This is a genomic window from Nocardia vinacea NBRC 16497, assembly GCF_000308835.1.
GTDB classification, from domain to species: domain Bacteria; phylum Actinomycetota; class Actinomycetes; order Mycobacteriales; family Mycobacteriaceae; genus Nocardia; species Nocardia vinacea.
Window position 1 is genome coordinate 17,365 of sequence record NZ_BAGN01000103.1, and the last position, 13,826, is coordinate 31,190.

The window sequence follows — 13,826 nt, forward strand, 5'->3', positions numbered from 1 at the left end:
ATCTAGGAATCGGTGCGCGGCTGCTCCGCGAGAAAACGTTCGGTGAGCTTCCAGCACCCGACGACCAGCGCGATCGCCACCGCCGTGCCGCCGAGAATATCGGTGGGCAGGTGATAGCCGAGGCCGATCATGCCGACCGCAGCGCAGACCAGTGCGGCGGTGGCGATCACGATGGTGCCGACGCGCGCCCGCATCGAGTCGGTCAGCACGACGAACGCGGTGGCGATCGCGACCAGATGCACCGAATGTCCGCTCGGATATGCGAGATAGTCGTGCAGCGGTCGATCCCACAGCGCTTTGAGCACCCAGCTGTTGATTCCGACCACGATCTCGGGAATCGCGACCATCGCCACAGCTCGCCGCCACTGCCTCCGATAGCCGAACCAGGCGGCGGCCGCGAGCAATAGCGGGATCAGGATGTAGCCGTTGCTCGGGATCACCAGCGCCTCGTAGCCAACGGGATGGTCGTCCAGCGCCGAGTGGACCGGCTGGGCGAGCGCGCGATCCAAATCGGTGGCCGCGCCGTCGCCGGGGAAGGTCAGTGGCAGCGTAACCGCGATGCCGATGCAGACGAGCACCACGCACAGCGCGACGAGGTTCGCCCGTATCCGGGCGAGCCACACCTCCCATTTGACGATCACCGCTCGACGATAGGGCACCCGCGAACAGACACCATCGGTCGCGGGCACACGCAGCCGACGCCCGTCCTCACCCCGGCCCGTAGGTCAATACGGCAGTGATCACGAACCAGATCACCCACGCGAAGGCGATGAGCATGCCCGCCGCCAGCGTGATGCGCATGAACGCCCGCCCGAGATCCATATCGCCGGCCTGCCGCGGATACAGCTTCCACGGGCTGTACCAGGGCGCCTCGAGTACCAGGGCCGGCGCGTTGGCATCCCTTTCGGCCTGCGCCAGTTCCTCGGCATAGGCCTCCGCCTGCGCCTGGTTCGGGCCGCCGTGCCACAGCGTGATATCGATCGGGCCGAGGAAGCCCTCGTTGACCAGATCCTGCGGGGCGGGCAGATAGGGCAGGATGCCCAGGCTGCGGAACGCCACCGCGACATCGTTGGCCGTCCACAGATGGATGTTCTTCTCGGCATCGGCCAGCGTCTCGAAATAGTGCCGCAGCCGTTCCGGATCGGTGCCGAGGATCACATCGAAACTCGGATCGCTCCACTCCTGTTTGACCGACAGCTCGGCACCGCGCAGCGGCACGATCAGCGCGACACCGTGCACCGCGCGCTGACCGAGACCGCGCGCGGCCAGCCAATTCTGCAGTGCGAGTGTGTGTTCGCGCGATTTGTCCAGCGGGGTGCGGCGATCGCGGGCCTCGCTGGCGATCGGTTCGCCGGAGATTGTCCACGGACCGCTCAGCGGCACTTCCAGCACGCCGTCCTGCCGCGCGACCAGCGCCTCGGCCTCGATCACCACGCAACTGGTCGGGGTCCAGACCACGGCGTCGAACTGATGCAGCCGATCGTTGTGGAACAGACTGCAATTCACCGTGGCGACGCCATGTGGGCTGGCCGGATCCTTCCAGGTGCGCAGCCAGTCGATCAGCGCCCGCTCGGCATTGGTGCCTGCCGGGTTCTGTACTCGCACGAGCATTCGCGACCGCCCTTCACGTCATCACTCGATGGTGGCAAGGATACGGACAACACTGCCCGGTTCGCCGTGCCTACGACCAGACGCGGCGTGTCACTGCGATAGTTCCGCAGCGATCTTTCCAGCCCGCACCGCATCGACCAATTCGGCGTGGTCGGCCTCGGTCCGATCGGCATAGCGAACCGCGAAGCGCGCGACGGCATCCTCGAACGCCTCATCACCGTCGAAATACCCGGCGAGCAAGCGCGGATCGAGGGAACGCGAATGTGCGCGAGCCAGTAGCGCACCGGCCAGCCTGCCGTAATCGTCGAGATCGTCCGAGGACAGTTCCGCCGGATCGATACTGCCCTTCATATTGCGGAACTGGCGCACCGTGAACGGCAGTTCGCCGGTCTCCAAGCGCAGTGTGGTCCAGCCGAGCAGGATATCGGTTTCGGACTGAACCAGCCTGGCGCCCTGCACGATTCGCTCACCCTCGTGCGCCGGCGGCGGCGCGGGCAGGAACGGCGCCAGGGCCGACGGATTGGCCTGTTTCAGCTGCAGCACCAGCGCCTCGCCGGCATTGCCGTGCAGCAGCGCCACATAGCTGTGCAGTCCGACGCTTCCGGTCCCGACAATGCGGAAGGCGGTGTCGGACACCGCGAATCGGGCCAGCAGATTGCGCCGGGACTCGCGTAAGGTATCGCCGTAGCGCTCCAGCCCGTCGATGATCTCCTCGGCGACCGTGGCGTCGATCGCCGTGAGAATGGGTGGGTCACTGACGAATCGGTGTTTGCTGATCCCGGTCTCGTGGTCCTCGAGATGTTCGGTCCACTTCTCGACCACCTTGGCGCTGGTGTTCTTGCGCGCCTTCTTCGCGGCCTTCTTGAAGTCGTCGAGCAGATCATCGGCCCTGGCCCTACTGATGATCGACTCGTCCGGTAGTGCGCTCCACGATTCCATGAACGGCTGCTCGGCGAGATGATCGATGGCGAGGCGATAGGTCCGGGCCGCATCCCGCGCGGCCCGCAGGCAATCGTCTTCCGCCGCACCGCCTTCGCGGCCCGCCAGCACCAGACTGGCCGCGAGCCGCTCCAGATCCCACTCCCACGGACCGACGATCGTTTCGTCGAAATCATTGATGTCCATGACGATTTCGCCGCGCGGCGTCCCGTACAGACCGAAATTCGCGGCGTGCGCGTCACCGCAGATCTGCGCGGGCACACCGGTATCCGGACTGCCCGCGAGATCGGCGGCCATCAAACCGGCGGCACCACGATAGAAGGTGAACGGCGAGGCGAGCATGCGACCGACCCGCATCGGAACCAGATGCGGCAACCGACCGGCATTGCTCGCGGCGATGAAGTCGAGCACATCCGGTCGCTTGGACCAGGTGACCGCTCGATCCCGGGCACTGACCGGAACCCGCTGACGCAGCGCCCGCCCGCGGGCGCGGACATCCTCGGCAGGAACATACGAGCGAAGATCAATACCACCGTCCAACACTGTGTCATTTTGCAGCGCCTTCGGCGCTGCGTGTTCGCGGCCCCCTGTGTCTCGCGTCCGAGCCGTCGAGACTCGCGCCTGCGGCGCATGCGCTTCGACGGCTCGGACGCGAGACGGGCCGCGAACGGGTCGCTCGTAAGACTCGCTCCGTTGGGGTCGGTGATGGTGGGTCGTCGGCGCCTGATGCGCGCACCGAGATTCGTGTCTGCGCCGTATGCGCTTCGACGGCGTGGACGCGAGACGGGCCGCGAACGTCGCTCGCAAGACTCGCTCGTGGTGATCGAGCGAGATGGGTATCGGGGTGCCTAACGCACCCAGGCTGCTCAGGTAGCGGGCACCGCGGGATCGACGGGGGCGATCGGCAGTCGCAGTGCGCCGGGGGCGGATGCGGGCACCATCGGATGGTTCGGGGCGACGGGGGAGATCCGCTGATATGCCGAACCCAGTTCGGGGCGCGGATCGGCCTCGTTCTTATTGGGCCAGAAGGCCATTGCGCGCTCGGCCTGCGCGGTGATCGTCAGCGACGGATTGACACCGAGGTTCGCCGTCACCGCCGAACCGTCCGCGACATGCAGCCCGGGATGCCCGAATACCCGCTGATACGGGTCGACCACGCCGGCCTCCGGACTCTCGCCGATCACACAGCCGCCGATGTAATGCGCGGTGGCCGGGATATTCAGCACATCCATGATCAGGCCGTGGGTATCGCCGGTCACCTTGGCGCCGAACCGTCGGCCGATATCGTGCGCCAGCGGAATCCAGGTCGGATTCGGTTCGCCGGTGCCCTGTTTGGTCTTCAATTGCCCGCGCTTGCGGTAGGAGGTCAGCGAATTGTCCAGTGACTGCATCACCAGCAGGATTACCGACTTCTCCGAAGCATGGCGGGCATTGAGACTGCGCAGGAAAACCAACGGATGCAACACGATTGCCAGCAGGAGGCGCAGGAATCGGAACGCCCCGCCGTCCACGATCGGCACCGACATCGGGAACAGCGCGTTCTGCCCCTTGCCGTAATGGCAGACCTCGATGTGGGTATCTGCCTCCGGATGGATCGAGGAGGTGATCGCGATGCCCTCGGCGAAATCGCGGCGCGAGCGGCTCACGACATTGAGGATCGCCTCGGAATTGCTGCGGGTCAGCTCACCGAGGCGCGGCGACAGATCCGGCAGTATCGCCTCGTCGCGCATCTTGTGCAGCAACTTCTGCGTACCAAGCGCCGCACCGGCGAATACTACCTGCTCGGCGGTAAATGTCTTGCGCTGCTTGCGGATCCAGCGATCAGAGCGCTCGGTCTCGACCGCATACCCACCGCCGGACAGCGGCCGGACCGCGGTCGCGGTGGTCAGCGGATGTACCTCGGCACCCGCCTTTTCGGCCAGATACAGGTAATTCGTCGTGGTGGTGTTCTTGGCATTGTTCGGGCAGCCGGTGAAACATTGCGCGCAATGCACACAGCCGCGGCGGCGCGGACCCGCGCCGCCGAAGTACGGATCCTCGACCTCGGTACCCGGATCGGCCTCGTTGAAGAAGACACCCACATTGGTCGGGTGGAAGGTATGGCCGACGCCCAGATCGTCGGCGATCTCCTTGATCACCTCGTCGGCGGGTGTCATCCGCGGATTCGGGGCCACGCCGAGCATGCGCTGCGCCTGGTCGTAGTACGGCGCCAGTTCGGCCTTCCAGTCGGTGATATGGGCCCACTGCTTATCGGTGTAGAAGTTCGGCAGCGGCTCGTAGAGGGTGTTGCCGTAGATGAGCGAACCACCGCCGACGCCCGCGCCGGAGAAGACCGCGCATTTACCGAGAACACTGATCCGCTGCGGTCCGGTCAAACCGAGCCGCGGCGCCCAGATCGATTTGCGCACATTCCAATTCGTCTTCGGAATATCCTCGGCGGGCCAGCGCCGTCCGGCCTCGAGCACTCCGACCCGGTAGCCCTTCTCGGTCAGGCGCAGCGCACTGACGCTGCCGCCGAATCCGGAGCCGATCACTACCACGTCGTAGTCGAATGCTGGCATGGTTTCCCTCTCTGAACCGTGCGACAACCCTGTGAGATGGTTTCACACTCATTCTGTCACCCGGGTCGGTGCGGCGTATCGCACAGCGGGTAGGTACCGAAAGTATGCGCGACCGGCGTGCCCGGATGGCGTGAACCGGGGTCGGTGCGGTATGCACGGGCTGTGACAACCGAATCGGGGCAAACGGAACCGGGCGAACGCGCCGGCTCCGGCGCGGGCAACCCGGGAAATGCGGACGATCCAGCCGCGGGCGGCGTCTTCGCCGACCGCATCTTCACCGTCCCCAATGTCCTGAGCGTGTTGCGACTGGCCGGCGTACCACTTTTCCTGTGGTTGCTGCTGGTGGTGCGCGCCGACGGCTGGGCTTTCACGCTGCTGGTGCTCAGCGGCGTCACCGACTTCCTGGACGGCAAGCTGGCCCGGCTGCTCGACCAGTCGTCGCGACTCGGCGCACTGCTCGATCCGTTCGTAGACCGGCTGTACCTGGTGACCACGCTGGCCGCATTCGTGATCCGCGGCTTGCTGCCCTGGTGGGTCGCGGTGATCCTGATCGGCCGCGACGCCGTCCTGGCCTTGACTCTTTCGGTGTACAAACGCCGCGAACTGGATCCACCCGAGGTCATCTACCTGGGTAAAGCCGCCACCTTCGCGCTGATGTCGGCGCTGCCGTGGTTGCTGGCCGGTCAGATGGATTGGGCGCTGGCAGGTTTCGGTCGTGCCTTTGGCGGGGCATTCCTGGTCTGGGGCACGGCGGTGTATGTGTGGACCGGCGTGCTCTACATCTGGAAGGCTTTCGCCGTCGCGCGAGCGATACCGGCTGTGCCACACCGCAGTGAGTAGCGATTAGAGTTGCGTGGAACCCGCTGGCGACTGCTTGTAGGTCGCTCGAAAAGGTCAGCACGATGAAAGGACGGCCTGTGACCCAGACCCCCGAGGATCTGCGCTACACCGAAGAGCACGAATGGGTGCGGCGGATCGGCCCGACCCGGGTTCGGGTGGGTATCACCGACTACGCCCAGTCTCAACTCGGTGACGTTGTGTTCGTGCAGTTGCCGGAGGTCGACAAAGATGTGGCAGCCGCGGACAGCATCGCCGAGGTGGAATCGACCAAGAGCGTGTCCGATATCTACGCTCCGCTGGCCGCGAAAGTTGTTGCGGTGAACGATGTTCTGGACTCGGCGCCGGAAACGCTGAACACCGATCCCTATGGCGACGGGTGGATCTTCGAGCTCGAATTGAGCGACGAGGCCGGCGTGGATGCCGCGCTCGGTGAACTACTGGATGCCGCAGGTTATCAAGGAGTTATCGGGGGCTGACCCAGCCTTCCCAGTTCTACCTGCACGGGTACGCCCTGGCAGGGTACGGTCAATGCCAACAGATGTGCCGGTGCTTGGCAGCCGGTGTTCTAGCGCCAGGATCCCCAGGTCGTGGCGGTGAAGGCAGCACCTGCTTGCATGGATAATCAGGTTCGAGGAGGAGAGAAACGGTGAGCGAGAACAAAGACCCGGGTTACGGGGAGACCGCGGCCGAGACGACGTCGGTCTTCCGCGCGGATTTCCTGAACGAGGTCGACGCGTCGCGCTCCGCTGAGGCGACCGGCGAACAGCCGGTCCAAGGGGTCGAGGGTCTGCCGGTTGGTGCTGCCCTCTTGGTCGTGAAGCGAGGCCCGAATGCGGGCTCGCGGTTCCTGCTCGATCAGCCGACCACGTCGGCGGGCCGCCATCCCGACAGTGACATCTTTCTCGATGACGTCACCGTCAGCCGTCGGCATGCCGAATTCCGGCAGGACGACGATTCCTTCCAGGTGGTCGATGTGGGCAGCCTCAACGGCACCTACGTCAACCGGGAGCCGGTGGACTCCTCGGAGTTGCAGAACGGTGACGAGGTTCAGATCGGCAAGTTCCGCCTCGTCTTCCTCACTGGGCCCCGGGTCCAGCAAAGCGATTCGTCGGCGGGTGCGGGCAGCCTGTGACATCAGCGGCACGGATTTCGCGTGTCGGCAGTGTTGACAGGGAAGAACGCTGTGTCATGAAAGACTCGGTGCTATGACGGGCGCGGCGCAGTGGGCTCGCGGAGGCATGTCGATCGGCTCCGTGCTCGACCTGCTGCGACCGGACTTTCCGGATATCACCATCTCGAAGATCCGTTTCCTCGAGGCCGAGGGGCTGATCCGACCCGAGCGCACACCGTCGGGTTATCGCAGGTTCTCGATCGCGGACTGCGAGCGGCTCAGATTCGTGCTGACCGCACAACGTGATCAGTACCTGCCCTTGAAGGTGATCAAGGAGCAGCTCGAAGCGATCGACAGCGGTGTGGCGACGCTCGGTGTGCGGGAAGCCCGCGCCCGGGCGCACTCCGGCCGCAACGGTGCGCCGGAGTCGGGGCAAGCTACGCCCGACTCCGAGCTCACCGCAACACCCGCAGCGCACCACGGCGCACGTGCCGCGGCGCCGCGCAAACTCGGCGTCGTGCCGGGTGAAATCTCGCCCGAGGAGCTGCGATTCGATCATGAAATCCGGCTCACCCGGGCGGATCTGCTTGCCAGGGCCGAGATCGATGAGAAATTCCTCGTCGATCTGATCCGAGCGAATCTGATCACCCCCGGCGCCGCCGGTTTCTTCGACGAGGACGCGGTGACGCTGGCCAAAACCGCCAAGGCGATGGCCGAATTCGGCCTGGAGGCACGGCATTTGCGCGCCTTCAAGCTGGCCGCGGACCGCGAGGCCGCGCTGGTGGCGCAGATCGTCGCCCCGATCGCCAAGAGTCGCGATGCCGGTGCGCGGGCTCGTGCCGAGGAGACGGTGCGCGAGTTGGCGGCTTTGTCGCTGACACTGCACACCTGCCTGGTGAAGGCATCGGTGCGATCATCGCTCGGCGGCTGAGTTCCGGCGGGTACATCGGAAGTTCGCTTTGCGTTCCAGACGGACAACACGCCGATTTCGGCTGTGCACAGGGAATGCTGCACGCCTCGAGGTTCGCTTAGACTCGTGGTACGGCGAGCTCTGCAGCGGTCATGCCGGGCGGCCGGCGAGTCATTGGGAGGCAGTGCGATGAGTGAGATGCGCGTAATCGGCATTCGTGTCGAGCAGCCACAGAACCAGCCCGTGCTGTTGCTCCGCGAGGCGTCCGGAGACAGGTATCTGCCGATCTGGATCGGGCAGGCCGAGGCGACCGCGATCGTGCTCGAACAAGAGGGGGTGACCCCGATCCGTCCGCTGACTCACGATCTGATCAAGATCTTGATCGCCGACCTCGGGCACACCCTCAAGGAAGTGCGAATCGTGGATCTGCAGGAGGGCACCTTCTACGCGGATCTGGTCTTCGAGAACGATCTGCGGATCTCGGCGCGGCCGTCGGATTCGGTAGCGATCGCCTTGCGGGTGGGTTGCCCGATCTATGCCGAGGAGCCGGTGCTCGAGGAGGCGGGGCTGGTTATGCCGGACGAGCGCGAGGACGAGGTGGAGAAGTTCAAGGAGTTCCTCGAGTCGGTCTCGCCGGACGATTTCAAGGCCACCGATAGCTGAGTTCTCGGCCGCCGCCTCCGGCGCGGCGTGTTCGCGGCCCCTGGTGTCTCGCGGCTGACCCTTTTGAGCGACCTGCAAGCAAGTAGCTAGCGGCGCCGTCGAGACTTGCGCCTGCGGCGTATGCGCTTCGACGACTCGGCTGAGTCGATGGCCGCGCCTTCGGCGCGGACGCGAGATGGGCCGCGAACGGGTCGCTCGTAAGACTCGCTCCGTCGCGGTCGAGTTTTCTGGAGAACACGAATTGCGTACTGGCCCTGAAGTACTGGCCCTCAAGTAGAGGTCGAGACTCTTACCGCGCGTCGCGTTTGGTCGGATGATGCCGCTCCCGGGAGAATCAGGGGGAGTAATCTCGATAGTTGGGCCACGTCCGTTAAGGCCGGTCGTTGGTCGTTACGGAGCCGGGTCATCGATGAGGCAAGGCGTCGGCGAAGCAAGGGAGTGGTCAGTGGCAGAGCAATCGCAGGATGTGGTACAGCCAGGCCTGTTCCCGGATGATTCGGTGCCCGACGATTTGGTCGGCTACCGCGTACCCAGCGCATGCCAGGTGGCCGGGATCACGTATCGGCAGCTCGACTATTGGGCGCGGACCGGACTGGTCGTGCCCTCCATCCGAGGCGCCGCGGGATCGGGCAGCCAACGGCTGTATTCGTTCAAGGACATTCTGGTCCTGAAAATCGTGAAGCGACTATTGGACGCGGGCATCTCGCTGCAGAACATCCGCATCGCGGTCGATCATCTGCGTAGCCGCGGCGTGCAGGATCTGGCGGGTATCACGCTGTTCTCCGACGGCACCTCGGTGTATGAATGCACCTCGCCCGAGGAGGTAGTCGATTTACTGCAGGGTGGGCAGGGCGTCTTCGGAATCGCGGTCAGCGGCGCCATGCGGGAACTGACCGGAGCCATCGCCAACTTCCCGGCCGAGCGGGCGGTGAGCGGCAGTGCGAGCGAACGTCCGGAGGACGAACTGTCCTTCCGTCGTAAGGCTCGGATGAACCGGAAGACCGGCTAGAGATCGTGTCGAGTGCCCGTCGCTGCCGCGGCGGGCACTTGTCGTATGCACCGGAGTGACGAGCGCTACACGCCCATCCGGGGTCCGGTGGCGTCATTTATTGCGCGCGCGGCATAAACTAACCTTGCGTCGCCGCCGTGCGGGAGAGTTCCGGACTTCACAAGAGTCCGGGCGCCGAAGGAGCAGCACCTCCCCGTCAATCTCTCAGGCAAAAGGACCGTACGGGCTTCGACGTCTCTGGAAAGTGGTGTTTGGCGCACAACGCGGCGATCGCCCGCCCATGGGGAAAGGGGTCCTGAACCCTGTCTGTTCGAGGCAGGGTCTCGCGGCGTCCGAATCTCTCAGGCTCCACGACAGAGGGGGAGGGCTGGTACCCGTCGACCACTGTTGGTCGAACCCGCCCGACCTTGGAGCTACCCGTGACTCGATCATTCGCCGACCGCCATATCGGACCCGACCGGGACGAACTCGCCCGGATTCTGGACGTCGTCGGCGTCGGCTCGCTGGACGAGCTCGCCGCCGCGGCACTGCCCGCGAGCATTCTCGACGGCTCCGGCCTCGAGGTGCTGCCGCCCGCGGCCACCGAGCACGAGGTGCTCACCGAACTCGCCGAGCTCGCGCACTCCAATACCGTCGCCACCTCGATGATCGGGCTCGGCTACTACGACACGCTGACCCCGCCGGTGCTGGTGCGCAGCCTGCTGGAGAATCCGGCCTGGTACACCGCCTACACGCCGTACCAGCCGGAGATCAGCCAGGGGCGGCTCGAGGCGCTGCTCAATTTCCAGACCATGGTGTCGGATTTGACCGGGATGGAGGTGGCCAATGCGTCCATGCTGGATGAGGCCACCGCCGCCGCCGAGGCGATGACGCTGCTGCGTCGCGCGGGCAAGTCCAAGTCCGCACGTCTGCTCATCGATGACGATCTGTTCCCGCAGACCAAGACCGTGCTGTCCACCCGGGCCGAGCCGCTGGGCATCGAGATCGTCTCGGCGGATCTGTCCGGCGGGGAGTTGCCCGAGGGCGAGTTCTTCGGCGTGCTGGTTCAGGTTCCGGGTGCGTCGGGGCGGATCGTGGACTGGCGGTCGGTGATCGAGGCGGCGCACGAGCGTGGTGCATTGGTGGCGGTCGGCGCGGATCTGCTTGCGCTGACATTGATTACGCCGCCGGGGGAGCAGGGTGCGGACGTATGTTTCGGCACCACACAGCGTTTCGGGGTGCCGATGGGTTTCGGTGGTCCGCATGCCGGATATCTGTCGGTGCACACCAAACATGCGCGGCAGCTGCCCGGCCGGTTGGTCGGCGTATCCGTGGACGCGGATCGCACCAAGGCGTACCGGCTCGCACTACAGACCCGTGAGCAGCACATTCGCCGGGAGAAGGCGACCTCGAATATCTGTACCGCACAGGTGCTGCTGGCCATTGTGGCCGCGATGTATGCGAGTTATCACGGTGCCGACGGACTGCGGGCGATCGCCCGCCGCGTTCATGACCGCGCGGCCGCCATCGCGGCGGGGCTCGATGGTGTCGTGGTGCACGCGAATTTCTTCGACACCCTGCTGGTGCGCGTGCCCGGTGGCGCGGAATCCGTTGTCGCGAAGGCGAAGTCGAGCGGGATCAACCTGCGGCTGGTGGATGCCGATCACGTCGGCATCGCGTGTGACGAGGCCACCACCGAGGCGCATGTCACCGCGGTGCTCGAATCCTTCAGTACCGGACTGCCATCGGGCGTCAGCGATCCGGGCGGTGTGCCGAGCGTGACCGGCGGTTCGATCGAGACCCGCACCTCGGAATTCCTCGCCCATCCGGCCTTCACCAGCTACCACACCGAAACCGCGATGCTGCGCTATCTGCGTAGGCTCTCCGATAAGGACATCGCGTTGGACCGCAGCATGATTCCGCTCGGCTCCTGCACCATGAAGCTCAATGCCACCGCCGAGATGGAGGCCATCACCTGGCCCGGTTTCGCGCGGGTCCATCCGTACGCGCCGGTCGAGGATGCGCCCGGTCTACTACGGGTGATCACCGATCTGGAGGGCTGGCTCTCGGCCATCACCGGGTACGACCAGGTGAGCCTGCAGCCGAATGCGGGCAGTCAGGGTGAGTACGCCGGGTTGCTGGCCATTCGGCGCTATCACCTGGATCGTGGTGATACACACCGGGATACGTGCCTCATTCCGTCCAGTGCGCACGGCACCAATGCGGCCTCGGCCACCATGGTGGGGCTGCGCGTCGAGGTCGTGAAGTGCCGGGAGAACGGCGATGTGGACCTCGACGACCTGCGCGCCAAGATCGCCGACCACGCCGACCGGCTGGCCTGCATCATGATCACCTATCCATCCACGCACGGCGTGTACGAGCACGAGGTCGCCGAGTTGTGCGCGCTGGTGCATGATGCGGGTGGTCAGGTGTACGTCGACGGCGCGAATCTGAATGCCCTTGTGGGCCTTGCCCGTCCGGGCCGGTTCGGCGGCGATGTCAGCCATTTGAACCTGCACAAGACCTTCTGCATTCCGCACGGCGGCGGCGGTCCCGGCGTCGGCCCGGTGGCAGTGCGCTCGCATCTGGCGCCGTATCTGCCCGGTGACCCGCTCGAGCAGGGTTCGCACGCGGTGTCGGCTGCGAAGTACGGTTCGGCGTCGATCCTGCCGATCACCTGGGCTTATATCCGGATGATGGGTGCGGATGGCCTGCGTAAGGCCACGTTGACCGCGATCGCCTCGGCCAACTACATCGCGCGACGGTTGAACGAGCACTTCCCGGTGCTGTACACCGGTGAGAATTCGATGGTTGCGCACGAGTGCATTCTGGATCTGCGCGAGATCACCAAGCGGACCGGCGTGACCGTCGACGATGTGGCAAAGCGGTTGGCGGACTACGGATTCCACGCGCCGACCATGAGCTTCCCGGTGGCGGGCACCTTGATGGTCGAGCCGACCGAAAGCGAAAACCTCGCCGAGCTGGACGAATTCATCCTCGCGATGACAGCGATCCGGGGCGAGATCGATCAGGTCGCCGCGGGTGTCTGGCCGGTCGAGGACAACCCGCTGCGCGGTGCGCCGCATACCGCGGCCTGCCTGGTCGGGGAGTGGGACCACCCGTACAGCCGGGAGGTAGCGGTGTACCCGCAGGGTCTGGATCCGGCGCGGGGCAAGGTGTGGCCCGCGGTGCGGCGCATCGACGGCGCCTACGGTGACCGCAACCTCGTCTGCTCCTGCCCGCCGCTGGACGCGTACTGACGGCTACCGAGCCGCACCTCGACCCCATTGCAGGTGCGGCTCGGTAGCCGTCTTCACGGTGCGGCAGTCGCGTGATCTTGCTGTGGGGCAGCGGGTTTGTCTGGTCTGCGCGATCCGGCGCGCCTTTTCGAACGCAATTAGCCGCCCCACGCGGGATTACGCCGGGTCCGGAGCCGCTTCGGGTTCGAGGTCGGGGAGCTCGCTGAGGGCTTCGATTCCGAGTTCCGAGCGTGTTGCATCGATCACAGCGCGTTCGTCTTGGACGGTATTGGCAATTGCCTTGTGCCACAGTGCGCGGATCGCGTTGACGTCGTCCATGGTTGCTTCCTGATCGAGTTCGACCTTGAGGCGTTGCACGGTGATGCTCTCGGCTGCGGTGAGGGTGCGGAGAAGATCTTCGCACCGGTGCGGGATCTTGGGGTTCGACAGGACGCGGAGTCGGGTGATGTAGCGGTTGCAAGCGGAGATGCTCTGGTGCACCTCCTTGCCGAAACTGTCCACCTCCTCGACGGATTCGGCCTTCCAATCGAGGGTGTCCCACAGGGTTTGGCGGACGTCGGCGGTGGAGAGCAGTACCGAGGAGATCGCGGTGAGAACCGACTCACGTCGCCATTTATCCTGTTCGCGGCGTTCCGCGGCGGCGTTGGCGTTGTCGATGTTGCGTTGCACGGCGGCGTTGGTCGTCTCGATATTGCGCTGTGCGGCATCGAGTGTGGTCCGGTTGCGCTCGTCGGCCGCGGTGATCGCGTTGCGATTCGTCCGGTTGTTGATCAGGACGCCGATTAGCGCCGCGGCGGCGACGATGAGCGAGCTGAGAAGCGGAAGCCAGGAAGTCACCGGGTCATCATTGCATTGCGAGGTGCTCCGCTGTGCCCCGATCGGCCGTCGGACTGCGCCGGCCGGCTCGGCATCGGCCGCGCGGAGGCTGTCTTGCGTGGTCACC

At 65.4% G+C, this 13,826-nt stretch carries 12 protein-coding genes and 1 riboswitch; of the genes, 7 read left to right on the forward strand and 5 right to left on the reverse strand.

Going from position 1 to position 13,826, the window contains the following annotated elements; all coding sequences use genetic code 11:
• Positions 1–2 precede the first annotated feature (2 nt).
• The 4 genes from ON44_RS13605 to ON44_RS13620 all read right to left on the reverse strand — a co-directional run bounded on the left by ON44_RS13605 (position 3) and on the right by ON44_RS13620 (position 5,111).
• The gene (locus tag ON44_RS13605; protein WP_245567141.1) at positions 3–641 is read right to left on the reverse strand and encodes a phosphatase PAP2 family protein; all 639 of its coding nucleotides are present in this window, start codon (positions 639–641) and stop codon (positions 3–5) included.
• 67 nt (positions 642–708) lie between these two features.
• On the reverse strand, positions 709–1,611 hold the full coding sequence (locus ON44_RS13610; RefSeq protein WP_040689872.1) for a nuclease-related domain-containing protein: 903 nt from the start codon (positions 1,609–1,611) through the stop codon (positions 709–711).
• Positions 1,612–1,701: 90 nt separating this feature from the next.
• Complete coding sequence (locus tag ON44_RS13615) at positions 1,702–3,093, reverse strand: DUF2252 domain-containing protein (RefSeq protein ID WP_040689873.1); 1,392 nt, start codon at positions 3,091–3,093, stop codon at positions 1,702–1,704.
• Between the two features lie 323 nt (positions 3,094–3,416).
• Positions 3,417–5,111 carry a GMC oxidoreductase gene (locus ON44_RS13620; protein WP_040689876.1) on the reverse strand — a complete coding sequence of 565 codons (1,695 nt, stop codon included), beginning with the start codon at positions 5,109–5,111 and terminating at the stop codon, positions 3,417–3,419.
• Positions 5,112–5,381: 270 nt separating this feature from the next.
• Between ON44_RS13620 and ON44_RS13625 the strand changes: the two genes are divergently transcribed.
• The 7 genes from ON44_RS13625 to gcvP all read left to right on the forward strand — a co-directional run bounded on the left by ON44_RS13625 (position 5,382) and on the right by gcvP (position 12,883).
• Entirely contained in the window at positions 5,382–5,951 is a 570-nt protein-coding gene (locus ON44_RS13625) for a CDP-alcohol phosphatidyltransferase family protein (RefSeq protein WP_051181979.1), read from the forward strand.
• A 62-nt stretch (positions 5,952–6,013) separates the two neighbouring features.
• Entirely contained in the window at positions 6,014–6,427 is a 414-nt protein-coding gene (gcvH, locus tag ON44_RS13630) for a glycine cleavage system protein GcvH (protein WP_040689878.1), read from the forward strand.
• 170 nt (positions 6,428–6,597) lie between these two features.
• Complete coding sequence (gene garA, locus ON44_RS13635; RefSeq protein ID WP_040689879.1) at positions 6,598–7,083, forward strand: glycogen accumulation regulator GarA; 486 nt, start codon at positions 6,598–6,600, stop codon at positions 7,081–7,083.
• A 73-nt stretch (positions 7,084–7,156) separates the two neighbouring features.
• Positions 7,157–7,993 (forward strand): transcriptional regulator FtsR, encoded by an 837-nt coding sequence (ftsR, locus tag ON44_RS13640; protein ID WP_040689881.1) that lies wholly within the window; start codon positions 7,157–7,159, stop codon positions 7,991–7,993.
• Between the two features lie 168 nt (positions 7,994–8,161).
• The gene (locus ON44_RS13645; RefSeq protein ID WP_040689884.1) at positions 8,162–8,635 is read left to right on the forward strand and encodes a bifunctional nuclease family protein; all 474 of its coding nucleotides are present in this window, start codon (positions 8,162–8,164) and stop codon (positions 8,633–8,635) included.
• 409 nt (positions 8,636–9,044) lie between these two features.
• Positions 9,045–9,644, forward strand: a complete 600-nt coding sequence (locus ON44_RS13650; protein ID WP_040689886.1) for a MerR family transcriptional regulator — start codon at positions 9,045–9,047, stop codon at positions 9,642–9,644.
• A gap of 130 nt (positions 9,645–9,774) precedes the next feature.
• Positions 9,775–9,874: riboswitch (glycine riboswitch) on the forward strand.
• 189 nt (positions 9,875–10,063) lie between these two features.
• A complete protein-coding gene (gene gcvP / locus ON44_RS13655) occupies positions 10,064–12,883 on the forward strand; it encodes an aminomethyl-transferring glycine dehydrogenase (protein ID WP_051181972.1) in 2,820 nt (939 codons plus the stop codon).
• Between the two features lie 156 nt (positions 12,884–13,039).
• On the opposite strand, the gene ON44_RS13660 is transcribed toward gcvP, so the two are convergent.
• Positions 13,040–13,720 (reverse strand): hypothetical protein, encoded by a 681-nt coding sequence (locus tag ON44_RS13660; protein ID WP_157187137.1) that lies wholly within the window; start codon positions 13,718–13,720, stop codon positions 13,040–13,042.
• Positions 13,721–13,826: the final 106 nt, after the last annotated feature.

Coding starts and splice junctions, on each gene's coding strand:
- gcvH (WP_040689878.1), top strand. CDS start 6,014: ATGAAAGGACGGCCTGTGACCCAGACCCCCGAGGATCTGCGCTACACC.
- ON44_RS13650 (WP_040689886.1), top strand. CDS start 9,045: ATGAGGCAAGGCGTCGGCGAAGCAAGGGAGTGGTCAGTGGCAGAGCAA.
- ON44_RS13620 (WP_040689876.1), bottom strand. CDS start 5,111: ATGCCAGCATTCGACTACGACGTGGTAGTGATCGGCTCCGGATTCGGC.
- ftsR (WP_040689881.1), top strand. CDS start 7,157: ATGACGGGCGCGGCGCAGTGGGCTCGCGGAGGCATGTCGATCGGCTCC.
- ON44_RS13645 (WP_040689884.1), top strand. CDS start 8,162: ATGAGTGAGATGCGCGTAATCGGCATTCGTGTCGAGCAGCCACAGAAC.
- ON44_RS13610 (WP_040689872.1), bottom strand. CDS start 1,611: ATGCTCGTGCGAGTACAGAACCCGGCAGGCACCAATGCCGAGCGGGCG.